Source organism: Luteococcus struthionis (genome assembly GCF_048595755.1).
In the GTDB taxonomy this organism is placed as follows: domain Bacteria; phylum Actinomycetota; class Actinomycetes; order Propionibacteriales; family Propionibacteriaceae; genus Luteococcus.
The window spans coordinates 497080-523795 of the sequence record NZ_CP184360.1; the positions used below are offsets into that span (position 1 = coordinate 497080).

The 26716-nt window shown below is 68.0% G+C and carries 24 protein-coding genes and 1 tRNA gene; 17 read left to right on the forward strand and 8 right to left on the reverse strand.

The window, feature by feature from the left end:
• Position 1 precedes the first annotated feature (1 nt).
• Together ACOAMO_RS02395 and ACOAMO_RS02400 are read right to left on the reverse strand one after the other, a co-directional pair.
• Positions 2-664: a hypothetical protein gene (locus ACOAMO_RS02395; protein ID WP_420176001.1), complete on the reverse strand. Its 663-nt coding sequence runs from the start codon at positions 662-664 to the stop codon at positions 2-4.
• On the reverse strand, positions 661-3150 hold the full coding sequence (locus tag ACOAMO_RS02400; protein ID WP_420176002.1) for a hypothetical protein: 2490 nt from the start codon (positions 3148-3150) through the stop codon (positions 661-663). The genes ACOAMO_RS02395 and ACOAMO_RS02400 overlap by 4 nt, the downstream gene beginning before the upstream one ends.
• A 252-nt stretch (positions 3151-3402) precedes the next feature.
• On the opposite strand from ACOAMO_RS02400, the gene deoC reads away from it, so the two are divergent.
• The gene (gene deoC, locus ACOAMO_RS02405) at positions 3403-4068 is read left to right on the forward strand and encodes a deoxyribose-phosphate aldolase (protein ID WP_420176003.1); all 666 of its coding nucleotides are present in this window, start codon (positions 3403-3405) and stop codon (positions 4066-4068) included.
• Between the two features lie 220 nt (positions 4069-4288).
• On the opposite strand, the gene ACOAMO_RS02410 is transcribed toward deoC, so the two are convergent.
• Entirely contained in the window at positions 4289-4453 is a 165-nt protein-coding gene (locus tag ACOAMO_RS02410) for a hypothetical protein (protein ID WP_420176004.1), read from the reverse strand.
• A 316-nt stretch (positions 4454-4769) separates the two neighbouring features.
• Between ACOAMO_RS02410 and ACOAMO_RS02415 the strand changes: the two genes are divergently transcribed.
• Entirely contained in the window at positions 4770-6611 is a 1842-nt protein-coding gene (locus ACOAMO_RS02415; RefSeq protein ID WP_420176005.1) for a glycoside hydrolase family 127 protein, read from the forward strand.
• A gap of 70 nt (positions 6612-6681) precedes the next feature.
• Here ACOAMO_RS02415 and ACOAMO_RS02420 read toward each other — a convergent pair whose 3' ends face one another.
• From ACOAMO_RS02420 to ACOAMO_RS02430, 3 genes are all read right to left on the reverse strand, one after another.
• Positions 6682-7092, reverse strand: a complete 411-nt coding sequence (locus ACOAMO_RS02420; protein WP_420176006.1) for a hypothetical protein — start codon at positions 7090-7092, stop codon at positions 6682-6684.
• A gap of 216 nt (positions 7093-7308) precedes the next feature.
• Entirely contained in the window at positions 7309-9960 is a 2652-nt protein-coding gene (gene ppdK, locus ACOAMO_RS02425) for a pyruvate, phosphate dikinase (protein WP_420176007.1), read from the reverse strand.
• Positions 9961-10091: 131 nt separating this feature from the next.
• Complete coding sequence (locus ACOAMO_RS02430) at positions 10092-10982, reverse strand: pyruvate, water dikinase regulatory protein (RefSeq protein ID WP_420176008.1); 891 nt, start codon at positions 10980-10982, stop codon at positions 10092-10094.
• A gap of 117 nt (positions 10983-11099) precedes the next feature.
• Between ACOAMO_RS02430 and ACOAMO_RS02435 the strand changes: the two genes are divergently transcribed.
• The 5 genes from ACOAMO_RS02435 to ACOAMO_RS02455 all read left to right on the forward strand — a co-directional run bounded on the left by ACOAMO_RS02435 (position 11100) and on the right by ACOAMO_RS02455 (position 16356).
• Positions 11100-12155 (forward strand): class I SAM-dependent methyltransferase, encoded by a 1056-nt coding sequence (locus tag ACOAMO_RS02435; protein WP_420176009.1) that lies wholly within the window; start codon positions 11100-11102, stop codon positions 12153-12155.
• Between the two features lie 36 nt (positions 12156-12191).
• Positions 12192-12980 carry a YwiC-like family protein gene (locus tag ACOAMO_RS02440; protein WP_420176010.1) on the forward strand — a complete coding sequence of 263 codons (789 nt, stop codon included), beginning with the start codon at positions 12192-12194 and terminating at the stop codon, positions 12978-12980.
• A gap of 66 nt (positions 12981-13046) precedes the next feature.
• Complete coding sequence (serB, locus tag ACOAMO_RS02445; RefSeq protein WP_420176011.1) at positions 13047-13919, forward strand: phosphoserine phosphatase SerB; 873 nt, start codon at positions 13047-13049, stop codon at positions 13917-13919.
• A 103-nt stretch (positions 13920-14022) separates the two neighbouring features.
• On the forward strand, positions 14023-15102 hold the full coding sequence (locus ACOAMO_RS02450; protein ID WP_420176012.1) for a hypothetical protein: 1080 nt from the start codon (positions 14023-14025) through the stop codon (positions 15100-15102).
• Positions 15103-15237: 135 nt separating this feature from the next.
• Positions 15238-16356 (forward strand): hypothetical protein, encoded by a 1119-nt coding sequence (locus ACOAMO_RS02455; protein WP_420176013.1) that lies wholly within the window; start codon positions 15238-15240, stop codon positions 16354-16356.
• Between the two features lie 65 nt (positions 16357-16421).
• On the opposite strand, the gene ACOAMO_RS02460 is transcribed toward ACOAMO_RS02455, so the two are convergent.
• Positions 16422-17138, reverse strand: a complete 717-nt coding sequence (locus ACOAMO_RS02460) for an IS3 family transposase (protein WP_420176014.1) — start codon at positions 17136-17138, stop codon at positions 16422-16424.
• Between the two features lie 38 nt (positions 17139-17176).
• Here ACOAMO_RS02460 and ACOAMO_RS02465 point away from each other — a divergent pair, with 38 nt between their 5' ends.
• The gene (locus ACOAMO_RS02465) at positions 17177-17992 is read left to right on the forward strand and encodes an ROK family protein (protein ID WP_420176015.1); all 816 of its coding nucleotides are present in this window, start codon (positions 17177-17179) and stop codon (positions 17990-17992) included.
• A 158-nt stretch (positions 17993-18150) separates the two neighbouring features.
• Positions 18151-19665 (forward strand): acetyl-CoA hydrolase/transferase family protein, encoded by a 1515-nt coding sequence (locus ACOAMO_RS02470; protein ID WP_420176016.1) that lies wholly within the window; start codon positions 18151-18153, stop codon positions 19663-19665.
• Positions 19666-19757: 92 nt separating this feature from the next.
• Here ACOAMO_RS02470 and ACOAMO_RS02475 read toward each other — a convergent pair whose 3' ends face one another.
• Positions 19758-20405, reverse strand: a complete 648-nt coding sequence (locus ACOAMO_RS02475; RefSeq protein ID WP_420176017.1) for an HAD family hydrolase — start codon at positions 20403-20405, stop codon at positions 19758-19760.
• A 54-nt stretch (positions 20406-20459) separates the two neighbouring features.
• On the opposite strand from ACOAMO_RS02475, the gene ACOAMO_RS02480 reads away from it, so the two are divergent.
• The 8 genes from ACOAMO_RS02480 (at position 20460) to ACOAMO_RS02515 (ending at position 26665) form a co-directional block, all read left to right on the forward strand.
• Positions 20460-21095, forward strand: a complete 636-nt coding sequence (locus tag ACOAMO_RS02480; protein WP_420176018.1) for an NUDIX hydrolase — start codon at positions 20460-20462, stop codon at positions 21093-21095.
• A 14-nt stretch (positions 21096-21109) separates the two neighbouring features.
• Positions 21110-21841 (forward strand): TetR family transcriptional regulator, encoded by a 732-nt coding sequence (locus tag ACOAMO_RS02485; RefSeq protein ID WP_420176019.1) that lies wholly within the window; start codon positions 21110-21112, stop codon positions 21839-21841.
• A gap of 93 nt (positions 21842-21934) precedes the next feature.
• Entirely contained in the window at positions 21935-22534 is a 600-nt protein-coding gene (locus tag ACOAMO_RS02490) for a hypothetical protein (RefSeq protein ID WP_420176020.1), read from the forward strand.
• Positions 22535-22541: 7 nt separating this feature from the next.
• Entirely contained in the window at positions 22542-23093 is a 552-nt protein-coding gene (locus tag ACOAMO_RS02495; RefSeq protein WP_420176021.1) for a type II toxin-antitoxin system PemK/MazF family toxin, read from the forward strand.
• An 86-nt stretch (positions 23094-23179) separates the two neighbouring features.
• Positions 23180-23253, forward strand: a tRNA-Gly gene (locus tag ACOAMO_RS02500).
• A 584-nt stretch (positions 23254-23837) separates the two neighbouring features.
• On the forward strand, positions 23838-24038 hold the full coding sequence (locus ACOAMO_RS02505; protein ID WP_420176022.1) for a type II toxin-antitoxin system RelE/ParE family toxin: 201 nt from the start codon (positions 23838-23840) through the stop codon (positions 24036-24038).
• 105 nt (positions 24039-24143) lie between these two features.
• Complete coding sequence (locus ACOAMO_RS02510) at positions 24144-24440, forward strand: addiction module antidote protein (protein WP_420176023.1); 297 nt, start codon at positions 24144-24146, stop codon at positions 24438-24440.
• Positions 24441-24634: 194 nt separating this feature from the next.
• Positions 24635-26665, forward strand: a complete 2031-nt coding sequence (locus ACOAMO_RS02515) for a DUF2207 family protein (protein WP_420176024.1) — start codon at positions 24635-24637, stop codon at positions 26663-26665.
• Positions 26666-26716: the final 51 nt, after the last annotated feature.

Consider the following 26716-nt stretch of genomic DNA (forward strand, 5'->3'; position numbering starts at 1 on the left):
GTCACTGCTCGGCGACCTGCCAGGTCCACTGGTCCTCCACCTGCTGGGTGCAGACCGCATAGGTCCCGTCGAAGATGGCGACGGTGCCCGCCTCGCTCGACGAGCAGCTCTCCCCGTCGTAGTGGGACTCGTGGACCGTCTCATGCTTCACGCCGTTCGGGGTCCACACGGCCGGGTCGCAGCCGGCCAGGATCGCGTCGTCGTGCGCCTTGATGGAGGCGGACTTCTTGCCGGCCTTCACCGCCGCCTGCCAGGTCTCCTCGAGCTGCACGCAGATCTTCTGCCGCGAGCGGTACAGGCCACTGGAGCTGCGGTACCAGGTGCTGCCGTCGGATCCCTCGCCGTCGGATTCGCCGCCGCCCTCCCCGGGGCCCGACGAGGCCTGCACGGTGACCGTGACCTGGGGTGCGGGCGAGGCCTGCTCGGTGGCCTGGCTGGCCGACGCCGAGGCGCTGGAGCGCGGGGCCGACGATGCGTCGCTGGCGGCGGATGAGGCCGCCACCGAGGGTGCGGTGGTGGACGCGGCCGGAGCCGACGCAGTGGTGGAGGCGACCGGGGCCGGCACGGCCCGTTCGAACTGCTTGGAGTCATCGGAGCAGCCGGTCATCCCCAACGGGAGGACCAGGGCCAGCAGCGCGACCGCGGTGCGTGTGGTGCCGGTCATGACAGCGTCACCTCCACCTGGTCCAGCTTCTCGCCGACGATCGTCGCGGTGCCGCTGGGCGAGATCGTCGCCTCATCCTTGCCGCCCTTCCAGTCGGGTTCCATGAAGCCCTCGTCGTGTTCGAAGGTGACCGAGGCCTTGCCCTCGGCGTCGGTGGTGATCTGCACCCCGCCCTCGTAGCCGAGCTCACCGACGGCGATCCTGGGGTAGGCGTCCACCTTCCAGGCAATGTCGCGGTAGGTGTCCGACGAGTAGTACAGCGGCGAACTGAACGGGCAGGAGCTTGCCACCTCGCTCGTGGCCGTCGTGATGCACTCGTCGATCTTCTCCTTCACCTTGGCCTCGACATCCTTGGTGAACTGCTCGTTGAGCGTCGTGGTCAGCTGGGCCGACTCGCTGGCCGCCGACCATGCCACGGACTGCGTGACGCTGGCGCCGGTGAGGTACTTGCCCTGGTCCGGCAGCTTGATGGTGTAGTCACCGGGCAAGGCGGGCAGCCGCACGGACTGGCCGGAGCCGGCCTCGGCGGAGACGTCGATGCTCTTGCCGTTCACCTCGATGGTGGACGCGGAGGAGGGCACCTGCACCTGGATGCTGCCCAGCTCCATGCCCTGGACGCTCCACTTGTCGAACAGGCCCATCCGCTTGCCGGTACGGCGCAGGTGGATCACGTTCTCGCTGGCCCGGTCACCCTGGTTGGTCTGCACGGTGATGCGCGCTTCCTTGCCGCTCTTGTCCACCTCACCCAATGTGTAGGCGGTCAGCCCATTGGGCACCGACGAGTAGACGTCGTCGGACAGCAGCAACTGCGAACCCTCCGGGGCGGCGGTGCCCAGCTCCTTCAGTGCCTGTGACGCCTTGCCCTCGCCGATGGCATTCAACACCGCGGCGGCCTGCTTCTTGGGCCCGAAGACCATGGAGTTGACGACGTTCACGGCCACCGCGGCCAGCACCAGGGCCGCCAGCGCCAGCCCGACGAGCTTGGCGATCCGCTGTGCCTTCGCCTTGGCCTCGGGGCTCATCGGTGTGGCCGGCCCGCCCACCAGGGGTGACGTCCCGACTGGTTGGTTGGCCTGCACCTGCTGGTCGGTGGAGAGCAGCAGCGTGGGCTCGGCGGGGATGATGCTGGTGGCCTCCTCACCAGCGGCATCGGTGACGACGGGCGCAACCGGGGCGGCCGCGGCGGGTGCACGCCAGCCGGGCAAGGTCGGCAGTTCGGGCTCGGCGCGCCACCAGTAGGCGTGCATCGGCACGATGGCGCGCAGCGTCGGCACCAGGTAGCGGGCGGCCAGCTCGACGGCCAGGCCGACCAGCGCCAGCACCAGTGGCCACCATCCCGCCAGACCGAGAGTGGAGCGGGCGGTGCCGTAGCCGTCGGAACTGACCCCCAGACGGGAGGCCAACATCACCACGATGCCTCCCACCAGGTAGACCACCGGCAGCACCAGCCAACTGGTGAGCTGGTGGGCCACCCGGCGCCGGGCACCCCAGAACAGGGCGGCCAGGCAGACGGCGGCGGCGCTCACGACCAGCGCGACCAACGGCACCCACCATTGCGGTGCATCGAAGATCCCCACGGACAGGCGCGGCAGACTCCCCAGGTCGCTGAAGTCCACCGGCCCCAGGTCCAGCCCATTGAGGGCCTCCAGCGATCCCTGGGCGCCAGCGCCGAAGGATCCGAAGGTCGCCAGCCCAAAGCCGAGCAGCAACAGGTTCAGGCCAACCAGCGGGAGCATCAGGAGGGCACCGAAGGCGGCGCCGACGTGCTCGTCCATCGCCAGCTTCACGGCCAGGTAGAGCCACCCCAGGGCCAGCAGGACGCCACCCAGCACGAGCACGTGGTAGCCGAAGGTCCGCGCCCCGCGCAGCGCTTCGCGCAGCAACGGATGGGCAGGCAGGCCACGATGGCCGACGCCGTGCGCCCGACCGGTCGCCACGGCCAGGGTGGTCAGCAGGACACACACCAGGAAACCGCTGAACCCGGCGCTGTGGATGCTCACCTCGTCGGCCCGGAAGGCCGTGATCCGCGCGAGCAGGGTGAGCACCGCGGCGTTGACCAGGCCGGCGACCAACGACAGGGCCAGGTTGCCAGGGCCGCTGCCGACGGCCCAGCGACGGGTGCTGAGCCGCGCCGCGTACCAGGTGATGGCGCAGAAGGCAGCGGTGATGCCCAACAGCGGGAAGCTGCCGGAACCACCGACGCCGAGCGCATGCACGCCCAGCGGGTTGCCGAAGGCCATCGAGACCAGCTGGGTGATGCCCTTCAGCATCGGGCCCATGCCGGAGTCGGAGACGGAGTCCGTACGGCCGCTGGACCCGCCGTAGAAGGAGTTCGCGGCCAGCACCGCACCGCCCAAGGCCAGTCCCACCATCACCAGGGCCACGCACCAGGTGCCCAGCAGGCCCGCCAGGCGACGACGGGACCGGCCGGGCTTCCCCAGTCGCTCGGGATCGCGGGGCCCGTGGTGGCCGTCGCCGTCTGCCATGGCCCCGCCACGGCCTGGGCCGCAGGTTGCGCTCCGGCCTGGGCCGCGGGCCCGGCGCCCTGGGTCTCACTCCCGTCGGGCGCGGCCGGGGGTGGTGTCTGCGGGGGTTGGGACTGGGGCGAGCTCATCTCGATCCTTCACGTCGTGCGACTCCCCCCGAGATTGCTCACTCATCCAATCACCGCAGGAGTCCAGACCGGCCGACCGTCGGGGCGCTTCAGCACCCCCACAGCCACGCCGTAGGCTTGCCACATGACTGACCTGACCCGTGCCGCCGTGGCCCAGATGATCGACCACACCCTGCTCAAGACCGACGCAACTCCCCAGGACGTCGCCGCCCTGGCGGCCGAGGCCGGGCAACTGGGCACCTTCTCCATCTGCATCTCCCCCAACATGCTCACCGGGGTGGAGCTCCCCGAGGGCGTGAAGCTGGCCACCGTGTGCGGTTTCCCCTCCGGCAAGCACACCGCCGCGATGAAGGCCGCCGAGGCCCGTGAGGCTGTCGCCAACGGCGCCGACGAGGTGGACATGGTGATCGACATCGCATTGCTCAAGGCCGGCAACCGTGACGCGGTGCGCGACGAGATCGCCGCGGTGAAGACCGAGGTTCCCAGCCCCAAGGTGCTCAAGGTGATCATCGAGTCCGGCGCGCTGAGCGACGACGAGATCGTCGCCGCCTGCGAGGCTGCCGAGCAGGCCGGCGCCGACTACGTGAAGACCTCCACCGGCTTCCACGCCAGTGGCGGCGCGACGGTGCACGCCGTCGAGCTGATGGCCCGCACCGTGGGTGGCCGGCTGGGTGTCAAGGCCTCGGGCGGCATCCGCGACTGGGAGAGCGCCGTGGCGATGATCGAGGCGGGCGCCACGCGGCTGGGCGTCTCCGCCTCCCAGGCGATCCTGCAGGGAGCCCCGGCCTGATCGCGGGCTCCCCTCCCGGACAGGAGACTCCCCTGACACGACTCTCCTGACACGATTCCCCCTGGCCTGATTCCCCCTGGCATGACGACGGGGCCACAGCCTGTGCTGTGGCCCCGTCGGGCAATTCCTGCGGATCTGGGACGAGACAGCCTGGGTCGCTCCGGCCTATCGCCCTGATCCGGGTCTCCCTGGTCCGAGTTGGCCGGTCCGGTCGACTGGGTCAGGCGACTGCCTCATGGCGGGCGTCGGCCTCGTGCCCGGAGTTGACGATCACCTCGTCGCTGTTGAGAGCGCGCTCGATGTCGGGCTTGGTGCTGCCAGCCTTGAAGACGACGGCCAGCACCGTCAGCCACAGTCCGCCCAGCAGGGCGATGAGGACCATCATCGGGGGATCTCCGCTCTGTCGCGTACCGCTCGCGGGGGGGCGAGCCTGTGCACACTGCTCACCGGGGTGTGAACAGCAGTACGTCGATTCTTGACGCCCCGGCGCAGAATCTTTTGGTCGTACGACCACAGATCAGCTGGACTTCAGGAGTTGCCGCGGAGAGCACCCCGCGAGACCAAGCCCACCTTCAGCTTTCGGCTCGCCTCGGCACCAAGTGGCACGCACCACCACCACGGGCGCCCCGCTTCTCATAGGCTGGACCACGACAGTTCGAATCCCTGCGATCAGGCGCCACCACGCCATGGAGGAAGCACCCATGCCGCACCAAGCCACTCCGGCCATGTTCAGCGGAGCACAGACCCCCATCGCCCTCACCAGCGTGCACATCAGCGAGAAGAGCTGGCTGGGTCGCCTCCAGGCGCGCAACGCGTCGGCAACGCTGCCGCACGTGATCTCCAAGCTGCAGGAGACCTCGATGCAGAACCTGCGCAACCTGCGCGACGGGGTCGAGGCCGAGCACATCGGCAATCCCAACAGCGACGCCGAGATCCACATGACGCTGGAGGCCATTGCCTGGGAGGATGCCCGCACCGGCACCACCGAGTTCGACGGCTTCGTCGACGAGTGCCTCGAACTGTTCGAGGCACTCCAGCAGGAGGACGGTTACCTCAACTCGTGGGGCCAGCGGCAGGCCGACTACGAACACTTCAGCGACGCAGCGATGGGCCACGAACTGTTCACCGGCTCCCACCTGCTCAAGGCTGCCGTCGCCTTCAGCCGCGTCGGCCGCGGAGAGCGCCTCATGTCCGTGGCGACGAAGTGGGCAGACCTGGTGGTGCGCGAGTTCGGCCCAGGAAAGGACGGTTACGACGGCCACGCGGGCGTCGAAGGCGCCCTGGTGGAGTTCTACCGCGAGACGCAGAACAAGGACTACCTGGAGACCGCCCGGGCCATCCTGGACCGTCGCGGCCAGGGCAAGCTGCGCAGCGGCGTGCTGGGGCCCATCTTCTTCCAGGACCACGAGCCGGTCCGCGAGGCCGTCGAGGCGCTGGGCCACGCAGCCCGCCAGCAGTACCTGGACGCCAGCGTCGCCGACGTGCTGGCCCACACCGACGATGACGAGCTGCGCAAGGCGCTGGTGGCCCGCTGGGAGAGCGCCCATCTGACCAAGCTGTACATCACCGGCGGCCTGGGCTCTCGCCACTTCGACGAGTCCTTCGGCGCCCCCTACGAGCTGCCCGCCTCGCGTGCCTACGCCGAGACCCTGGCCAGCGTCGCCGACGTCTACGTCAACCAGCGCCTGCTGCAGATCACCGGCAACTCGCGCTATGCCGACGCCATCGAGAAGGTCTTCTACAACGCGCTGCCGGCAGCCGTCGGCAAGGACGGCGTGACCTTCTTCAGCTCCAACCCGCTGCAGGTGCGCTCACGCCAGCGCGACGAGGACAACAACCGCATCGAGCGGGCGGAGTGGCTCAACCACTCCACCGGCCCGACCAGCCTCACGCGCCTGGCCTCCAGCATGGGTGCCTATGTCGCCACCGTCGCCGAGAAGACCCTGAGCATCCAGCAGTGGTTCGACGGCAGCATCGACCTGCCCGAGCAGATCGGCGAGGGCCGCCTGGTCATCGAGACCGACTACCCGAACAGCGGCACCATCAAGATCCGGCTCGAAGGCACCCCCGTCCCGGGAGCGCGCCTGCGGATGCGCGTGCCGGCCTGGTGCGAGAAGCACAGCTACAACGGACGCTCCGCCCTGGTCATCGACGGCTTCTTCGACCAGCCGCTGACCGAGGACTTCGAGACCACGCTCGAATTCCACATGCCCGCCCGCTTCGTCTTCGCCCATCCGCGCGTCGACGCGGTGCGCGGCTGCCGTGCCCTGCTGCGCGGCCCGGTGGTCTACTGCGCCGAGGGCGTGGACAACCCGCAGATCGAGAACCTGGTCTTCCACACCGAGGCCGAGGTTCTGCCCGCCGAGGACGGCGAGCTGCCCCTGATCCAGGTGCCGGCCAACTTCCGCCGCAAGCCGCAGGCGCTGTACTCCCGCACCATGGTGGCCGTCGATCCCGACGTGCGCACCACCACGCTGGTGCCGTACCACACTTGGGCCAACCGCGAGACCAGCCCGATGCGCGTCTGGCTTCCCACGGTCTGAGCCCACGCACCACGACGCACGGCTGCCCGCTCCGAATGATTCGGGGCGGGCAGCCGTCGTTCGTCAGGGTTCAAGCCGGACGGATCTGGGACAGGCAGCGCCTGAGTTCGTCGGGGCTGGGAGCCGTGCGCGGCTCGGGCCGCATCGGTGAGCGGTGCCACTCCCCCACCTGCCCGTCGGGAAGCACGGTCACCAGGTCGAGATTCCACCAGGCGCCCAGCGGGTGGCTGTCCTCGAGCTCCACGAGTGCTGCCTTGATGTCCATGGCCAGACCGTCCAGCACCACCATGCAGCCCTCGTCGGCGGTCTCCAGCCACCAGACCGGCCAGCCCTGGCCCTCTGCCATGGCCTGGACCTCCTCGGTGGCCTCGGCGACGGTGCGTCTGTTCACGTCGTCATCCGGGCTGCCTTCGGCCAGCACGACGACGGCGTGCATGCCGTGCTCCTCGGCCAGCGCTCGGGCCCTCTCACGAATGTCCACATTTCCTCCTCGGCAGCCTCCAGCCTGCCATGGGGGCGAGGCTGGGCACGATCATCGCGCTGGACGTACGTCCTGGTCAGAGTTGCGCTGCACCCTTGCCGCCCAAGTCTGACCAGGACGCACGTCCCAGGGACACCCGCGGCCCCGCCCTCCACCAAGGAGGACGGGGCCGCGGTGCCTTGCCGTTGGTTCAGTGACCCGCGCGCAGGCGGCGCGTCACTGCTCCTGCTGGGCCATCGCCGCCTTGGCCGCCGCGAAGCGCGCCACGGGCACGCGGAAGGGCGAGCACGAGACATAGTTCAGGCCCACCGACTGGAAGAAGTCGATCGAGGCCGGATCGCCACCGTGTTCACCACACACGCCGCACTTCAGGTCGGCCTTGACCGAACGACCCTTCTCGACGCCGGTGCGCACCACGGCACCCACGCCCTCCACGTCGATCGACTCGAAGGGGTTCTTCTCCATCACACCGTCCATCACGTAGTCGGTGAGGAAGCCGTTCTCGGCGTCGTCACGGCTGATGCCGATGGTGGTCTGGGTCAGGTCATTGGTTCCGAAGGAGTAGAAGTCGGCATGCTCGGCGATCTGGTCCGCCACCATCGCGGCGCGCGGCAGCTCGATCATCGTGCCCACGGTGTAGGGCAGTTCCTTGCCGGCCTTCTCGAACTCGTCCGCCACGGCCGCCTCGACGATGGCCCGCTGCTTCTTCAGCTCGCTCGGCAGGGCCACCAGCGGGATCATGATCTCGATCCCGGCCGTCTCACCCTCGCGCTCCAGGACGGCCAGGGCCGCGCGGATGATGGCGCGGGCCTGCATGTCCGGGATCTCCGGGTAGAGCATCGCCAGACGGCAGCCGCGGGTGCCCAGCATCGGGTTCTGCTCGTGCAGCTTCTTGACCTGGGCCAGCACCTTGCGGGCCTCCTCCAGCTCGGCGGCCGGGGCATTGGTCAGCTCCAACTTCTGCACCAGCAGGCTCTGGTCCACCAGGTTGGGCAGGAATTCGTGCAGCGGCGGGTCGAGCAGACGCACCGTGACCGGAAGTCCCTTCATCGCGGTGAAGACCTGCTCGAAGTCGGCCTGCTGCATCGGCAGGATCTTCTCCAGCGCGGCGGCTCGCTGCTCGGAGTTCTCCGCGGTGATCATCTGGCGCACGGCGGGCAGGCGATCGGCGCCGAAGAACATGTGCTCGGTGCGGCACAGGCCGATGCCCTCGGCACCCAGCTCACGGGCCTTGCTGGCATCCTCGAAGGTCTCCGCATTGGCCCGCACGCCCATCGTGCGCACCTCATCGGCCCAGCCGACGACCTTCTTGAAGTCCTCGTTGATCTGCGGCGGGATCAACTCGAGTGCCTCGCCGAAGACCTCACCGGTGGAACCGTTGAGCGTGATCACGTCACCCTCGTTGAAGACCTTGTCCCCAATCGTCAGGGTCTTGGCCACCGGGTCGATCCTGATCCCGGCGGCACCGGCGACGCAGGGCTTGCCCATGCCGCGGGCCACGACGGCCGCGTGGGAGGTCATGCCACCGTGGGCGGTCAGGATGCCCTGGCAGACGATGACACCGGCGATGTCGTCGGGCGTGGTCTCGAAGCGCACCAGCACCACCGCATCGCCCTTGCCACCGCGCTCGGCGGCGACGTCGGCGTCGAAGACCACCTCACCGACGGCAGCGCCGGGGCTGGCAGGAAGGCCACGAGCGATCGCCTCGGTGCCGTGGTGCGGGTCGATCGCAGGATGCAGCAGCTGGTCCAGCTGGGAGGGCTCGATGCGCTTGAGGGCCTCGGTCTTGTCGATGATGCCCTCGTCCACCAGGTCACCCGCCACCTTCAGCGCGGCGGCCGCGGTGCGCTTTCCGCTGCGGGTCTGCAGCAGGTAGAGCTTGCCATTCTCGATGGTGAACTCCATGTCCTGCATGTCCTTGTAGTGCAGCTCCATCTTCTTCATCGTGTCGATGAGCTGCTGGTAGGCCTCCGGCAGCACCTCCTGCATCTCGGCCAGCGGACGCGGGGTGCGGATGCCGGCGACGACGTCCTCGCCCTGGGCATTGGTGAGGAACTCGCCGTAGAGCTCCTTGGCGCCGGTGGAGGGGTTGCGGGTGAAGCAGACACCCGTCGCAGAGGTCTCGCCACGGTTGCCGAAGACCATCTGCATGACGTTCACCGCGGTGCCGTAGTCGGCCGAGATGCCATTGGCCTTGCGGTAGACCTCGGCGCGGGGGTTCTGCCAGCTGCGGAAGACGGCGTTGATGGCGCGGTTCAGCTGTTCGACCGGGTCCGAGGTCCACTCGCCGCCCAGCGCGTCATTGCTGATCTGCTTGAACTCCTGCACGAGCTCCTTGAGGTCCTCGGCGCTCAGGTCGGTGTCCAGCGCGGCACCCTTGCGGGCCTTCATGTTGGTCAGGGCATCCTCGTAGGCGTGGGCGTCGACGCCCTCCACGACCTCGCCGTACATCTGGATGAAGCGGCGGTAGCAGTCCCAGGCGAAGCGTTCGTTGCCGGACTCCTCGACGATGGCGGGCACGGTCTCGTCGCTGATGCCAAGGTTGAGGATGGTGTCCATCATGCCGGGCATCGAGACCACGGCGCCGGAACGGACGCTGAGCAGCAGCGGCTTGTCCTTGCCGCCCAGCACGCGGCCGGTGCGCTCCTCGAGGCGCTTCAGCGCCTCCGCCACCTGCCCCTCCAGCTCCTCGGGCCAGTCACCGCCGCGCTTCATGGTCTCGACGCTGGCCGTGGTGGTCACGGTGAAGGCGTCGGGCACGGGCACCCCGACCTTGGCCATCTCAGCCACGCCGGCGCCCTTGCCGCCCAGCAGGTTGCGCATGGTGGCGTCGCCTTCGTGCAGGTCGTAGATGTACTTCTCGGTCACGTGGAATCTCCTTTGGTTCCTTGGTCCGGGGTGGCCAGTGGCCCTCCCGAGTGGGTGTGTCACCCAAGTCGTTTTCAGTTGTGTCCCAACAGTCTTCAGTTGTCCCTCCCCCATCCGGGGATGTCCGGGGCTCAGGGCCGCACCATCAGGCTCCCGGCCGGTCGTCGCAAGGCGTCACCGGCCTTGCGGGCCCGTTCATCGACGATGTCGATGACGCGCACGGCCGCCTCCTCCAGCGCCAGCCCGGTGGTGTCGATCACGGGGCAGCCGAGCCTGCGCTGCACCTTGCCCACCTCGTCCAGTTCGTCGTAGATCTGCACCAGGTCTGCATAGCCATCCTTGGTGCCGAAACCGCCCAGCCCCTTGACCCGACGGTTTCGGATCGCCAGCAGCCGCTCCGGATCGATGGTCAACCCCACGATCCGCCAGCGGGTGAGGCCGAAGAGCTCCTGCGGCGCGGGGATGCCCGGCACCAAGGGCACGTTGACCGTCTTGTAGCCCAGGTAACCCAGGTAGATGCTCAACGGGGTCTTGCCGGAACGGGAGGCGCCCACCAGGCAGATGTCGCACTCCCGCAGGGCGGCCGGGATCGCTCCGTCGTCGTTGCGCACGGCGAACTCCATGGCCGAGATGCGCTCGAAGTAGTCGGCCTCGACGCCCACCGGACGACGCATCACCTCCTCGGCCTCGGAGCCGGTGGCTTGTTCGAAGGCAGCCAGCGTGCCACCCAGGATGTCCGCACAGGGCAGGGAGAGCTCCTGGCAGGCACTGATGACCAGCTCACGCATGTGTTCGTTCACCAGGGTGAACAGCACCACGTGCTTCACCTTGGCGTCGCTGGCGGCCGCGGCGCGCAGGCTGTCGAAGACGCTGAAGAGTGCTTCGGGGGTGCCCACCCGCGGGTGGCGCACGATGGTGGCGGTGACGTCGGTGAACTGGGCCTGGGCGGCGCGCGCCAGCCGAGCCGCCGTCTCTCCGGTGGAGTCGGCGATCACGTGGATCTGCAGAGGCTCCATTGCCATGCCCCACAACCTACAACGCCCACTTGCCACGGACGAAGCGGGGTCTTTCCCCACGGCACGCAGCGGTGCTTTCGCCTCGATGAGGGCTTTCGGGCCGAGGGCTGGGAGACTGGGCACGTGCTTGAGACCGACCCCGTAGACCTGCTGATCGCCGACGAGTCCCTGGAAGTCACCGAGGGGGTGCGGGCCCGCCGCCTCGTGCTGCTGGACGCCCCCGCCCTGGTGGAACGTGGCCAGGAGGTTGCCGACGAGGTGGTGGTCTGGTGCGACGACCTGCGCGAGCGGGACGAGGTGCCGACGGAACTGCTGGCCGATTCCCTGCCCGAGGCCCTCACTGGCGCCGACCTGGTCTGGCTGCGCCTGCCCAAGAGCCTGGCCGCGCTGGACGAGTACGCGGAGCTGGTGACCAACCATGCCGATCCCGAGGTCCGTCTGGTCAGCGGTGCCCGCGTGAAGCACATGACACTGAGCATGAACGAGGTGTTGCTGACCCACTTCGGTTCGGTCAACGCCTCCCTGGGGCGCCAGAAGTCCCGCGTCCTGCACGCGCGGCTTCCCTACCCCGCCGACCCCACCTGGCCGCGCAGCAAGACGCACGCAGACCTGGAAGTGACCTTGTGGGCCCACGGGAACACCTTCGCCGGCGCCAAGGTGGACGCGGGAACGCGTCTGCTCACCGACAACCTGGGGCGGATCGGCAAGGTCGTCGGCGCTGGGCCTTCCGAGGCCGCCACCGACGGCGGTGCCCTGCAGATCCTCGACTGGGGTTGCGGCAACGGCATCCTGGCCACGCTGCTGGCCCGTCGTTTCCGCACCGCGCACGTGATGGCCAGTGACGTCTCGTGGGCAGCGGTGGAGGCCACCCGCCTGACTGCCGAGGCCAACCAGGTGCGCGTCGAGGTGCTGTGGCGCGACGGCCTGGCCGACTTCGAGGACGACTCGCTCGATCTGCTGGTGACCAACCCGCCCTTCCACGTCGGGCACGCCAAGGAGTCGGGGCCCTCGCTGGAGATGTTCGCCGAGGCCAGCCGGGTGCTGCGACGCGGCGGCGAGTTCTGGTGTGTGTACAACTCGCACCTGCCTTGGCGCAAGCGGCTCAACGAGCTGGTGGGGCGGACGACGATCGTCGCGCAGAATCCCAAGTACACGCTGACGCGCACCGAGGTCCGCTGAAAAATTACCCGGCTCATTCCGGGTAATATGGCTGGTATGTCAGCCAAGGCCAAGGGCGCGTGGATCCCCCAGCAGCACGGGGCGTGGGCCATGCTCGTGGTCCCGCTCGTGGTGGGACTGGCCCTGCGCTCCCGCGACGGACTGCCGGCCTGGGTGTGGCCGCTGTCGGTGACCTGGCTGGTGGGTTATTTCTGCTTCAACGCGGTGGGCCTGTGGCTCAAGGCCGCGCCGCGACGCCGCCCCGCCTACCGACCGGCCGCCGTGGTCTACGGCGCCATCGCCGGCGTCGCGGGCCTTGCCACGCTGGGATTCGGGGGCATGCCCCTGCTCGGATGGGTGCCCTGCTACCTCCCCCTGCTCGGCATCGCGCTGTGGCTGACCAGCCGACGCCACGATCGAGCCCTGACCTCCGGGCTGTGCACCACCCTGGCCGCCAGCCTGTTGGCGTGGATCATCCCCTTCACCACTCCCCAGGCGGTCTGGAGTCATGGTCTGGATGCCACCAGCTGGGCGGCACCAGCACTGTTCGGATACTTCTCCGGCACCGTCTTCGTGGTGAAGACCCTCATCCGGGAGCGCAACAAGCCGGGCTGGGTGCTGGCCTCGGTGGCATGGCACTTGCTGTGGACCGCCCTCGCAGGAATCGCCTGCTGGGCCACCGCGACGGTGGGCATCGGCTGGACGGTCTTCTTCGCGGTCGCGACGCTGCGGGCCTGGGCGCTGCCGTGGTTCGGCCCCCGCCAGGGACGCACGATCCGCCCGGGCCAGGTGGGTGCGCTCGAGGTCGTGATGAGCTGCGCAGCCCTGTGGTTGTGCCTGGCCTGACATCCGGGCCGTCCCCGTTCGGCACGGCATTGCCCGCGTCGCGGATGAATTGCCTAGTCTTGTGCCGTGCCGCAGACAGTTCGCATCGTCCTCACCGCCACCGCTGAGGTGCCGGACTCGCTCGCCTCGCTCGCGATGGACCAGTTGACCGGGCTCCGCGACGAGGAGCACCGGGCCACCAGCTGGGGCCACGTGGTCAGCGCCGTGGGCGAGCTGGACGACCTGGTCCGCACCCGTTCCCTGGTTCGTGGCGCCGCCACCCGGCTGGGCGTGGATGCCGCCGTGGTCGAGGAGCCCTTGGCCAGCGCACCGCCCAAGCTGCTGATGATGGACGTCGATTCCACCCTGATCACCAGCGAGGTCATCGACGAGGTTGCCCATCGCGCCGGGACGGGTGAGCAGGTGGCCGATATCACCGAGCGCGCCATGCGCGGCGAGCTCGACTTCTCGGCCAGCCTGCGGGCACGCGTGGCCACCCTGGCCGGCCTGGATGCCAGCGTGCTCGACGAGGTGCGCCAGAGCCTGCAGTTCAGCCCGGGCGCCCAGGACCTGATCAAGGCAGTCAAGGATGCCGGCGGTCAGGTGGGTCTGGTCTCGGGAGGCTTCACCGAGGTGGTGGAACCGCTGGTGGAGGGCCTGGGCATCGACCACATCACCGCCAACCGCTTCGAGGTGCGCGACGGCAAGCTCACCGGCCAGACTCGCGGTGAGGTCATCGACCGCGCCGCCAAGCGTCGCCACCTGTTGCGCTGCGCCGAGCTGGCCGGCTGCACCGCAGCCGAGACCGTGGCCGTCGGCGACGGGGCCAATGACCTCGACATGTTGGGCGAGGCGGGGCTCGGCGTGGCCTACTGCGCCAAGCCCGTGGCAGCCACCCAGGCCGACGCGACGATCAGCTTCCCGCGCCTCGACGCGGTGCTGGCCTACTTGCACGCCTGAGGTTTTGCGGAAGCTCCTGCCCCTGCGGTGATCTGCCACACGGCGTAGTTCTAGCTTGATCCTGCGCGAACTCCGTCGCGCTGTCACGAGAGCCGAGCCGCTCATGAAGTATCTGCCCACGCTGCTGGCCACTGCCTGCACCGTCGCCGCACTGTCAGTCACCGCCCCCGCCGCCCACGCCGCCGAGATGACCGTCACCTCGCCGTCCTGTGGGGTGGTGACGGCCACCAATTCCACCTCCTCACCGTGGATCACCCTGTTGGACAGCGGTGACCTGATCGAGGTTCCCGCCCATGCCTCGCGCAGCATGCGCGGCCTTGCCGGTGGCAGCTACAGCTGGCTGTCCGGCCCCGTCGCCTCGGAGACCGTCTCCGGTTCCGGAGCGCTGAACGTCAAGGCCTGCACGGGAGCTCCCACCCGCCCGGTGGACGGCGACCAGAATGGTGATCGTCGCGCCGACGTGCTCGGCATCCAGGCCCAGACCGGAGACCTGTACTACTACCGCATGACCACCACCGGACTGGCCAGCGGTATCAAGGCAGGCACCGGCTGGAACAACATGGTCTTCATGCAGCAGGTCAACGAGATCGAGGGCGAGGGAACCGGCAACTACCTCATCGCGGTCCGCAAGGACGGCACCGTGTGGCGCTACGACAACAAGGGCGCCGGCAAGTTCGCCAACGGCACCCAGATCGGTTCCGGGCTGACCGGCTACACCAACTTCACGATCACGGGCACCAACTCTGCGCTGAGCTTCGGCGGTCACGCCCTGCTGGCCAGCAAGGGGGACTCCCTGTTCCTGTTCGACCTCTCCCGCACCGCCCTCGAGGACCCGGTGGAGATCGCGCAGGGCTGGGGCACCACGGTCAAGACCATCGCCACCCGCGACTTCAACAAGGACGCCCTGGGTGACCTCATCACCATTCGTAGCGACGGCAGCATGTGGAGCTACACCGTCGCCCTCAACGGCGATGCCACCTTCACCGCGCCGCGTTCGGTGGGCCACGGCTGGGGCGCCATGGAGACCGTCACCTCGCCCGGGTCGCTGGACGCCGATCCGCTGAGTGACCTGGTCTCGCGGCGTTCCGACGGCAACCTGTACAAGTACCTCAACCGCGGCGGTTACTGGGGCCCCGCCACCCAGATCGGCCAGAACTGGCAGCGCATCCGCCTGCTGGCGTGAGCCTCCGGCGCGGGCCGGCTGGCCCTGGGAGCTGAAGAGCTTCGCAGGGCCGGACCGACTCCTGCCCGGGCGACTCTGCCTGGTCGTAGCGTGGGTACTGGCAATCCCGCCATTCACACGAGAGCAGAGTCGCTCATGAAACGCGCAGTCACCATCGCCGGCCTCCTCGGTTCGCTGTCCTTCGCCTCGGTGGTCTCACCGACGTCGGCCAGGGCCAACAACTCCTACCTGGTGGAGGTGACCTCACGCGCCTGCGGCAGCGTGACGATCACCAACCACGCCATCGAGGCAGGGCTGTGGTTGGAAGTGCAGGTCGACTTCGCAACCGGCACCAGCGTCCCACTGTTCACCGAGACCACCCGCACTGTCGGCAACCTGTCGGCGGGCACCCACACCGTGAAGGTTTCTGCCCGAAGCCAGGGCGAATACGTGCATTCGCGTATCGCGTCGGTCTCGGTGGCACCCTGCAACGGCACGTGGCCACGTCTGCCCGTCGAGGGAGACCAGAATGGGGATCGGCGAGCCGACGTGCTGGGCATCCAGGCCCAGACCGGAGACCTGTACTACTACCGCATGACCACCGCCGGACTGGCCAGCGGCATCAAGGCCGGCACCGGCTGGAACAACATGGTCTTCATGCGGCAGGTCAACGGCTTCACCGGCTCGGATGCCGGGAAGTACCTCATCGCCGTCCGCAAGGACGGCACGGTCTGGCGCTACGACAACAGGGGCGCCGGCAGGTTCGCCAACGGCACCCAGATCGGTTCCGGGCTCACCGGCTACAGCAATTTCGCGATCAGCAGTTTGTCCTTTCCCCCTGCCTGGAATTCCCGCACGCTGTTGGCCACCAAGGATGGGCAGCTGTACGGCTGCGAGCTGACGCGTCAGCAGCTCGGTGCGCCGGTCGCCCTCGGCCAGGGATGGCAGGAGACGGTGAAGCTGGTTCCGGTAAAGGTCTTCCAGCGCGGCGGTCCAGGCGAGCTGATGTCCATCACGACGGACGGGTCGCTGTGGCGGCACACAGCCCAGCAGGATGACTCCGCTCCAGCCCTCCAGACGCCGGTGAAGATCGGCCGGGGCTGGACGGCAATGCAGACCGTCGCCTCACCCGGCTCCTTGGACGGCGATGCCCTGGATGATCTGGTGGCTCGCCGTTCCGACGGCAACCTGTACAAGTACCTCAACCAGGGTGGCCACTGGGGGCCGGCCACCAAGATCGGCCAGAACTGGCAACGCATCCGTCTGCTGGCGTGAGAGCACCGCACGAGGGCTCCTCCTGCCGTGAACTGGTCCCCAGTTCTTGGACCGACAATTGAAGACTAGGCCGCGAGGGTCTGGGTCCGGTACTGCACCGGGCTCAAGCCCTCGAGCCGTGTGTGGACGCGTTCGGTGTTCCACCAAGTGATGTAGTCATCGACCAGGCGGGTGAACTGTTCGAACGTGGTGGGTCGGTGGTGGTGCAAGGACTCTGCCTTGAGGTGACCGAAGAAGTTCTCCATGACCGCGTTGTCGTAGCAGTTCCCGCGCCGCGACATCGACTGGACCGCACCGACAGCGGCAAGGCGCTGTTGCCATGACCTGTGCTGGTATTGGAAGCCTTGGTCGGTGTGGACGACCAGTCCGGGCTCGACGTGCTGCGACGCGATGGCTTGGTCCAGACAGCCATTGGTCAAGGCCAAGTTCGGCGAGGTCGAAATCGTCCACGCGATGACCTGGTGGTCGAACAGGTCCATAACCGGTGACAGGTAGGCCTTGCGGTCACCGATGCGGAACTCGGTCACGTCACTGACCCACTTGCGGTTCGGCGTCTCAGCGGTGAAGTCACGGTCCAGGACACTGCCGGCAATCACGCCGACGTGCCCGCGCCAGGACATGTACAGGCGCTGGCGTCGAACATGGCAGCGCAGCCCGAGCTCGCGCATCAACTTCAACACGGTCTTCTTCGCGACCTGCAGTCCTTCGCTTGCGAGCAGGGCATGGACCCGGCGATGCCCGTAACAGCCCTTGCCCACCGTCCGCGAGCTCGAGGAGTTCACCGGCCTGACCCGACCCACCATCACTGCAGGGCATCGAGGTGGCCGTCGCCGACTGGCAGTGCCAGGTGCTCACCTCGGCCCGCGTCGACCTGGACCGCACTGCTCGCCCCATCGACCTGCTGCACGACGAATTGCACCGCCAGCTCGAGGGGCTCGGCGTCGAGCGGCTCGAGGAACTGGTGGTGGGAGTCATCGGCAGCGTCGATCCCTATGGGACGCCGCGGCTCAACCAGACGATCCCCGAACTGTCCCAGCCGGGATACTTCACGCCACTCGGCGGCCTGGCGGAGCACTTCCGGCTCGAGAACGACGCCGCGCTGGCGGCGGCCGCGGAGTATGCCCACCACACCGCTCCCCTGCCCTCGTTGATGGTGGCCCTGCTCATCGACGCCTCGGTCGGCTCCGGGCTGGTGATCGACGGCCGGGTGCTGCGCGGTGAGGCCGGCTACTCGGGCGAGGTGAGCTACCTGCCCGGTTCGGGATGGAGCACCGCGCACCTGATCCTGCTGGAGGCGGCCACCGACCACGACGTCACCGTGCGGGAGCTGTTCGAGCACGCCGGCCACGGGGAGCACGCGCACGAGTGGGCGCGGACTGCCGTGACACGGTTCGCGAGGGCGATCGCGCCGGGAGTGATCGCCCTGGTGGCGACACTCGATCCCGAGGTCATCGTGGTGGGTGGCGACGGCAGTGCGGCTGGGGGCCTGATCTGCCAGATCCTGCGTGACGAGGTTGCCGAGTGCTGCCCACACGTGCCTCGCTTCCAGGTCTCCGAACTGGGGCGCACCTCCATCATCCAGGGCGCCTTGGCCATGGCCCGGGCCAACCTGGGCACCGATCCGCAGGGGCACTGAAGACCACCCGGAAGCGCCCGCTGGGCGGGAATGGCGCGGCGGGCCTCCCACCAAGCGTCCTTCTCACGGTAACCTGACACCCACAGGCCCCTGCCACCAGTGACGGTGGGCTTGCGGAGCAATCCGCGCGACGGGGTTCACGTCTTCAAGGAGGAAAGATGGCAGGACGGATTGCCAACGAGCAGTTCCGCAGCAAGGTCATGTCCGCCGCGGATGCCGCCGCTCTGATCGAGCCGGGCAGCAAGATCGGCTTCGCCGGCTTCACCGGCTCCGGTTACCCCAAGGAATTCCCGGTGGCCCTGGCCGCCCGCATCAAGGAGGAGCGCGCCAAGGGCTCCGACTTCAAGATCGACTCCTTCACGGGCGCATCCACCGCCCCGGAGCTCGATGGCGAGCTGGCCGAGGTCGACGGCCTCAACTTCCGCACCCCCTACCAGTCCGACCCGATCCTGCGGAACAAGATCAACGACGGCACCACCTACTACTCGGACATCCACCTGAGCCACCTGGCCAACCAGATGGCCTATGGCTTCTTCGGTGATCTGGACTACGCCGTCATCGAGGCCAGCTCCATCATGGCCGACGGCTCCGTGGTCCCCTCGTCCTCGGTGGGCATGAACCGCACCTACCTCACGCTGGCCAAGAAGATCATCATCGAGGTCAACGAGTGGCAGTCCGAGGGCCTCTACGGCATGCACGACATCTACTACGACATTGCCGAGCTGCCCCCGAACCGCAAGCCGCTGCCCATCACCAAGCCCAGCGACCGCATCGGTGACAAGGTCTACACGATCGATCCCGAGAAGGTCGTCGCCGTTATCGAGACCAGCGGCCCCGACCGCAACTCGCCGTTCAAGGCGCTCGACGACGACTCCAAGAAGATCGCCGGCTACTTGCTGGACTTCTTCGACTCCGAGGTGAAGGCCGGCCGCCTGAACGAGCACCTCAACCCGCTGCAGTCGGGCGTCGGCAACATCGCCAATGCGGTGCTCGCCGGCCTGCTGGAGAGCAAGTACGAGAACCTCACCTCCTACACCGAGGTGATCCAGGACGGCATGGTCGACCTGCTCGACTCGGGCAAGCTGACGGTTGCCTCGGCCACCGCCTTCTCGCTCTCCCCGGAGTACGCCGAGAAGATGAACAACAACGCGTCGGAGTACGCCAAGAAGATCATCCTGCGCCCGCAGGACGTCTCGAACCACCCCGAGGCCATCCGCCGCATGGGTGTCATCGCCTGCAACGGCATGATCGAGGCCGACATCTACGGCAACGTGAACTCCACCCACGTGATGGGCTCGCGCATGATGAACGGCATCGGTGGCTCGGGTGACTTCACCCGCAACGGCGCCTTCAGCGTCTTCGTCTCCCCGTCGACCGCCAAGGGTGGCGACATCTCGGCGATCGTCCCGATGGTCAACCACGTCGACCACACCGAGCACGACGTGTCGGTCATCATCACCGAGCAGGGTCTGGCCGACCTGCGTGGTCTGGCTCCGCGCCAGCGGGCCAAGAAGATCATCGAGAACTGCGCGCATCCCGACTACAAGGAGCAGCTGCTCGACTACTTCGAGCAGGCGCAGAAGGTGGCCAATGGCCAGCACACGCCGCACGACCTCACCAAGTCGCTCAGCTGGCACTCGAAGTTCCTGGCCGACGGTTCGATGAAGGCCTGATCTTCACCTCTCGACGACGGAGCGCCCCGCACTGGTTCCCAGTGCGGGGCGCTCTTCGTCGTCGAGGCTCCTTTCCCGAGCCCGCAGAGGGGTCAACCCAGCAACCAGCGCGCCAGTTCGTCCACCGAGTCTGTGACGGCGGTGGGTTCCTCGAGCATCAGATAGGTGCGATCGCCTGCTCCCCAGGTGACCGCGATCTGCGCGACTCCAGCCGCCTTGGCTGCCTGCACGTCCACCACCGCATCACCGATGTAGACCGACGTCTGCGGATCGGCCCCCATCCGTTCCAGGGCATAGCGGATTGGTGCGGGGTGGGGCTTGTGCTGCTGGGTGTCGTCCATCGCCGCCACCAGCGGTGCCAGGTCGGTCAGCCCCGCCGCAGCCAGGCTGCGCTCGGCGGAGTGCCGACGCTTGCTGGTGGCGACACCGACGCAGACCCCGGCAGCCCGGAGCGAGTCCAGCAGCTCCGCGATGCCCTCGTACCTGGTCTGCAGGCGCTCCAGGTTGGCCAGGTTGAACTGCAGGTAGCAGTCCACCAAGGTCTGCTGCTGCTCACCCCACGGTGCGTAGATGTCCATCAGGGTGCGTCCGATCCACCCCAGGGCCTCCTCGCGGGCCAGCTCCAGCCCCAGGACCTCTCGATGGGTGTGCTGAAAACTGGCCACGATGAGTTCGATGGTGTTGCACAGTGTTCCGTCAAGGTCGAACAGCGCCGTCTGCCAGCGGGGATCAGAGTTCATGGACGACAGCCTAACGATCCGATTTCCTTCACCCTTTGGGGTAGATTTCTTCCCATGGTGGGAGAGCTACACGCATCAGCGACTGACACACTGCAGCGTTGGTCTGCCCCCACCCCCGCACAGCGCGCCCTGGCCGAAGCCTGCCTGGGATTCCTGGCAGCGCGCGAGGATGCCTGCCGACGCAGCTGCCTGCCCGGCCACCTGACCGCCTCCGCCCTCGTCCTCACCCCCGACGGCTCTGCCACCTGCCTGGTCCACCACGGCCTGGTCAAGGCGTGGCTCCAACCCGGCGGCCACTTGGAGGAAGACGACACCAGCCTGCCCGCCGCGGCCCTGCGTGAGGCACAGGAGGAGACGGGACTCGCGGGTCTGACGATCGACCCCGTCCCGTTGCACATCGACGTCCACGCCATCACCTGTCGCGGATCGGGCCCCACCCGGCACTTCGACGTGCGTTTTCTGGCCATCAGTGAGCTGGCATGCCCTACAGTCAATGAAGAATCCAATGCCGTGCAGTGGTGGCCCACCGACGATCTGCCCGAGGTCTTCGACGAAGTGCTCGAGTTGGTGTCGCTCGGAGTGGAGCGGGTCCGCCAGACCACGGCTGGTTCCCCGAGAGCCGAGCGTCGCCCGACGCACCCCGGCAACACGTCCAACCGCTCGTCGGGCACCAGCCCCGAGGGCCCCTGAAGAAGTGCACAACCATGCTGAACTCGTCCTCCCCCAACGGATCCGACGCCTCCCTCGGCACCGCGACCCCCGACTCCGCCCTGCCCGCCGCGCCCCAGAGTGAGGCCAGCGCCGCGTCTGCCGCATCGGACAGCCAGCTGGGGGCGACCACGCGTCGGCGACGAGGCCGCCGCCCTGCTGGCGCCGACACCCGCGCGCAGATCCTGGGCAGCGCGCGTCGCCTGTTCAGCGGCAAGGGGTACTCGAAGGTCTCACTGCGAGCAATCGCCCGGGACGCCGACGTGGACCCCGCCCTCGTGCACCACTACTTCCACGGCAAGCCCGCCCTCTTCTTCGCGACCATCAGCGACACCGGCGCCAATCCCGTCGAACGCCTGTCAGGGCTGGCCCTCACTCCGCGGGAACTGCTGGCCCGGGAACTGGTCTTCGTCTTCCTCGACTTCTGGGACGATGCCGAGGCGCGCCGTTCCCTGGAGAACAACCTGGACGCCACCCTGTCGCCCAGCGAGTCGCTGCGACCGGTGCGTGAGTTCGTCGCCACCGAGGTGCTCACCAGGATCCCGGTGGGCGGCGAGAGCGCCAAGGAACGCGCCCTGCGGGCACAGCTGGTGGCCGGTCAGCTGATCGGAATGGGCCTGGTGCGCTACGTCCTGCAGCAGGAACCCTTCGCGAAGGCCACCCCCGAACAGATCGCCGATTGGATCGCCCCCACCCTGCAGCGTTATCTGGACGGCGAGATCGCCTGACCCGCCCGGCGGATGCCCGGCGGTGTCGTGAGCCACGGGTAGTCTGGGCGCTGGCTGCCACCGGGGCAGCCCGTCGCGAGCCGGGAGGTGCCTGTGGAGCAGACCGTGACCACGGTGGACTCACCCGACGACGAGGGCATCGCCTCGCTACCCCCCAGCGATCTGGTGCAGGTTGGCATCCCGATCAGCTCGGCCACCGGGCAACCGCGCCGCGCCAAATGGATGGCGGTCTCCAATGTGTTGCTCTACGCGGCCTCGCTGGTCTCCGCCGCCGCACTGGGCTGGTCCTGGTGGCAGGCGATCCACATGCCCACCTTCGCGCACTCGTCCACGCTGGTGGAGCTGTGGCAGCCCCGGCCGGGCGGTTGGCGCTCCGTGGTGGCGGTGACGCTGGTCTTCGTGATCGGCGCCGCCATGATGGCAGCCCCCGCCGTTGCCGCCTTCAACTCCTGGAATGGCCACCGGTGGTCCCGCATCGCGGGCATCGTCGCCGTGCTCATTGGCGCGCTGGGCTGGTTCCTGTTCCCGTGGGCCCTGGCGGCGCCCGCCCTGTCGATCCTGGGCACCTTGCTGCTGTGGTTGGAGCCGGTCAACCGTTACTTCCGGCATTGGGAGAGGTTCCGCGAAGGAGACCCCTCCCCCGTCGTGCACGACGACAACGTGGTCTACGGACCGCTTCCCCGCTACCTGTGAGGCGATGATGGCATTCAATTTCCGAGCCCTGCTGACCAACGTGGCCTCCACGTTGCTCAAGGAGGGCGTGCGCAACTTGGAACAGCGCGCGAGGCAGTCCGGGAACCAGGGGCGCTCGAACGGGCGGCCCAAGGCCACGCCTCGTCGCTCCTCGGACTACCCCGGTGACTTCACGGGAACCCCCATCATCACCCATGCACCCCAGCCGGGAGACTCCCCCGATCCGGGCGAGGTGGTGTGGGCCTGGGTGCCCTTCGAGGAGGACCACTCACAGGGCAAGGACCGCCCCGTGCTGCTGATCGGCACCGACGGCGAGTGGCTGCTGGGGCTGCCGCTGACCAGCCAGGACCATGACCGCGATGCCGCGCAGGAGGCCAGCCAGGGGCGCTTCTGGATGGACATCGGGACCGGCAGCTGGGATCGCCAGGGACGCGCCAGCGAGGCGCGGGTGGATCGCATCATTCGCGTCGACCCGGGCTCGGTGCGACGCACCGGGGATGCCCTGAACCGGGAGATCTTCGACCGGGTCGCCGACGAGGTCCGTCGCCACGCACGGTGAGCCTTCGCCGGTGCCAAGACCGGCCACCACACCCCGCAACGACAACCGTGCGGCAGTGCGCTAGACTGTCCGATGCCTCACGGCACGCGGGCGTAGCTCAATGGTAGAGCGCCAGCTTCCCAAGCTGGACACGCGGGTTCGATTCCCGTCGCCCGCTCCACACTGAAGGGCCTTGCCAACGAACAGCTGGCGAGGCCCTTCGATGGTTTCAGGCCGCATAGCAGAAGCCATGTCGTGCCCAATCACTCGTCCCACCATGACCTTGCCGTTTCCATCGCCAGTTGGCCCAGGACCGCCACCATGCCTACGTCGGCGAACCAGTCTCCCGGCAAGATGCCATCCATGGTTGGAAGCTCGCGGGGCCAGCCCAAGCCGTGGGCCACACCGCTGTAGACGTTGAAGATCCACAGAACATGCTCGCAAACAAGGGCTTCATCGTCACTGTCCGTCCACTAGCGAGCCCTTCTACTGCCAAGCATGAAGCTCGCACCCGGTCTGCCACCATGGCCCGTTCAGGATCAGCTCTCCTCTGTCGCCTTCCAAGACTCATGCCGCCGAGCCTAGACATGAACGGAGACCACTGGCCCGTAAGACGGCCACGCCTAGCCATTACGCAACATCCGGTCCAGCGTGTCCGCAATCGCCCGGTCACGGTCTTCAGTGGCGTGCTGGTAGATCAGCGCGGCACGCATGCCCGTCAGCGGCTCACTCCCACGTTCGTATCCGGTGGGATACAATCCTTGTGTGGAGATCCTCACGACGGACGCCTACGAGAAGTGGTTCCGCAGACTCAAGGACACCCAGGCCAAAGCGCGCATCAACATCGCCCTACGCCGTTGTCAGCTACAGGGCGAGATGGTCGGCGACCTCAAGCCCGTCGGGGACCAAGTCCACGAGATGCGCTTCCACTTCGGCCCCGGGTATCGCGTGTACTACCTCCACTAAAACGACGCCATCGTCCTGCTGCTCATCGGCGGAGAAAAGAGCAGCCAGCAAGCCGACATCGACAAGGCCAAGGCCCTGGCCACCCACCTGCGAAAGGACCAGCAATTGACTGCCACCGTTCACCCCTGGGACGCAAGCGACTACCTCGAGACCCCCGACGACATGCTGGCGTACCTCGACGAGGCCGCCCGAACCGGTGACCCCCAGCTCCTTCAGGCCGCCCTCGGCGACATCGCCAAGGCCAAGGGCATGACCGACATCGCCCGCGCTGCCGGCGTCGGCCGCGAGTCCCTCTACAAGTCCCTCAGCACCACCGGCAACCCGTCCTTCCAGACCATCGCCAAGGTCATCGAAGCCTTGGGCGGACAGATTACGATCACGCCCAAGCACCAAGCTGCCTGACCCACCCACCACAGTCCTCGGACAATCGGACGCTCGCCGCTGCGCCGCATCCAATCGTCCCCAATCACTCGGCAGCCCTGCCAACGGACAGTTGACATATCCCTTGTTCTCTTCTCTCCCGCCAGCCCTGTAGGTCTTCTGTCAGCCGTCGCAGACCCGCTCGTCACGACCCCTTGGTGGGCAACAATCCCCTCATGGCAGCCGCGAAGCGACGCACCGGCATCCTCCACTCGTTGGAGCGGGTGCTGGGGCTCGTGCTCGGCGTCGGGTTGCTGCTGGCGGGCTTCGTGGTGGTGAAGGCACCCTGGGTCACGCCATGGACCGCAGACCAACTGGACCATTTGGACATCACCTACACGGTGCGGCCGGATGGCTCGGTGCAGGTACGAGAAGAACTCACCTTGCGCTTCGGCCCTCGTTCGGGCAGGCATGGCCCCACCCGTGACATCCGGGTGCGGGAACCGCTCGACCGCAGCCGGGACATCGCCTGGCCGATCTCCGAAGTGAACGCCCACTCCCCTTCGGGGCATCCCGCAGACGTCCAGCGCACGACGGCCACCAGCACCGACGGGCGTACGGAGGTGGAATGGATCCGGCTGGGCACGGAAGACCAGACCGTCCGTGACGCAACGGCGCGCTACGTGCTGGAGTACGAACAAGAGGGCCTCGTGCGCCCCTCCACCGACGGCGACGTGGAGTTCAGCATCAATGCGGGCGGCCCGCGGATGTGGGCCAGCAACGTCACCACCCACATCATCACCCCCGAACCGCCCAAGGAATCGGGCTGTTGGCTTCGCTTCGGCAACTGCACCGAGGCACGCGTCGAGGGCACTGCGGCCATCGCGCGGGTGGACCGCTTGCGTGCCGGACAGGAACTCACCGTGGCCGCCCGTCTGGAAGCGGGCACCGTGGAGACCAACCAACACACCTTCCCCACCGAGGCCCTGCTCGTGCAGCGATACCTGGGCACCTGGTGGATGTGGTTGGTCGCTGCCGCCATCTTCGGCGCGCTCGGCTGGTTGGTCGGATTCCTCGGTGCACCTCGCAGCCCGGGCGACGACCGCTACCGGGGCTTGGCTCCCGGCACCCTTCCCGGCGGCCAGGATGCCGCCGTCGGGCCGGATGACCACCCCGAGATCCCGGTCGCCTTCACTCCGCCGACGCTGTCACTGGCCGAGGCGGGCTTTCTGCTGGATGGCCGGCCGCTACCCCGCCACTTGGCGGCAACTCTCGTCGGTCTGGCCTGTGACAAGGCCATTGAGCTGCTGCCTGGGCACAACGACCAGCCCGCCAGCATGCGCGCACTGCGTCAGACCCACCTCAATGACGGGCCTTCCACCAAGGCCTTCAAGGCCGCCTTCGCCGGCACCGACCACGTGGCCGTGGACGACGACCGGATGGTGATGGCCTTCGCCTCCATGGCCGACCACGTCGAGGAGCAGGCCACGAGGCAGGGCTGGGTGCACCCGTCGCAGGGACGGTGGACTGGCTACCGCGAGGCCGCCCAGAAGCGCCTGGAGGACGCACCCGCCACCGACACCGGTGACGCCCCTGCCGTGGAAGACGACGCCGCCGCGGAGACCTCCGACGCATCCGGGCAACGCTCCCCCTGGGGACACGTCCTGGTCTGGGCCATTGTCGGCTTCGTGGCGACGCTGATCATCGTGGTGGCAGGCCAGATGGTTCCCGCGCTGGCCTTCGCGCCCCTGCTGGTGCCCTTCCTGACCGTTCCCAAGGGGCAGAACTTCGCGGTGCGCCGTCAACCCCGTCGTCGCACGGCCAAGGGCCGGGCCCTGACAGACCAGGTCGAAGGTTTCCGCACCTACCTGAGAACCGCCGAGGCGAGCCAGTTGCGCTTCCAGGAGGGTGAGGACATCTACACCGGGTACCTTCCGTGGGCCGTGCTCTTCGGCTGCGCCGAGCGCTGGGCCCGGGTCTGTCAGCAGGCCATCGGCGACGAGCTGCTCCCCGCCCCGCAGGTGGATCTTGCCGCAGCCGACCAGGTCATCGCCTGGGTCGCCAGCGGAACCGACATCGACCGCGGATTCACGCGCAGCTTCACCGATCTTCACGTGGACCGCGATTGGACTCCGCCCACTCCCACCAGCGGCCCCGCGTCGTGGTTCAGCGGTGACGGCGGTTCCAGTTCCGGAAGCTCCAGCAGTTGGAGCAGCGGTGGCGGGGCGGGCAGCGGCGGCTCGGGGGGCTCCTACGGCAGCTGGTGAGCCACAGGCTTGCCGGGCCCCGGCCCCGGCCCGGAGAGTTCCCTGAGTCCG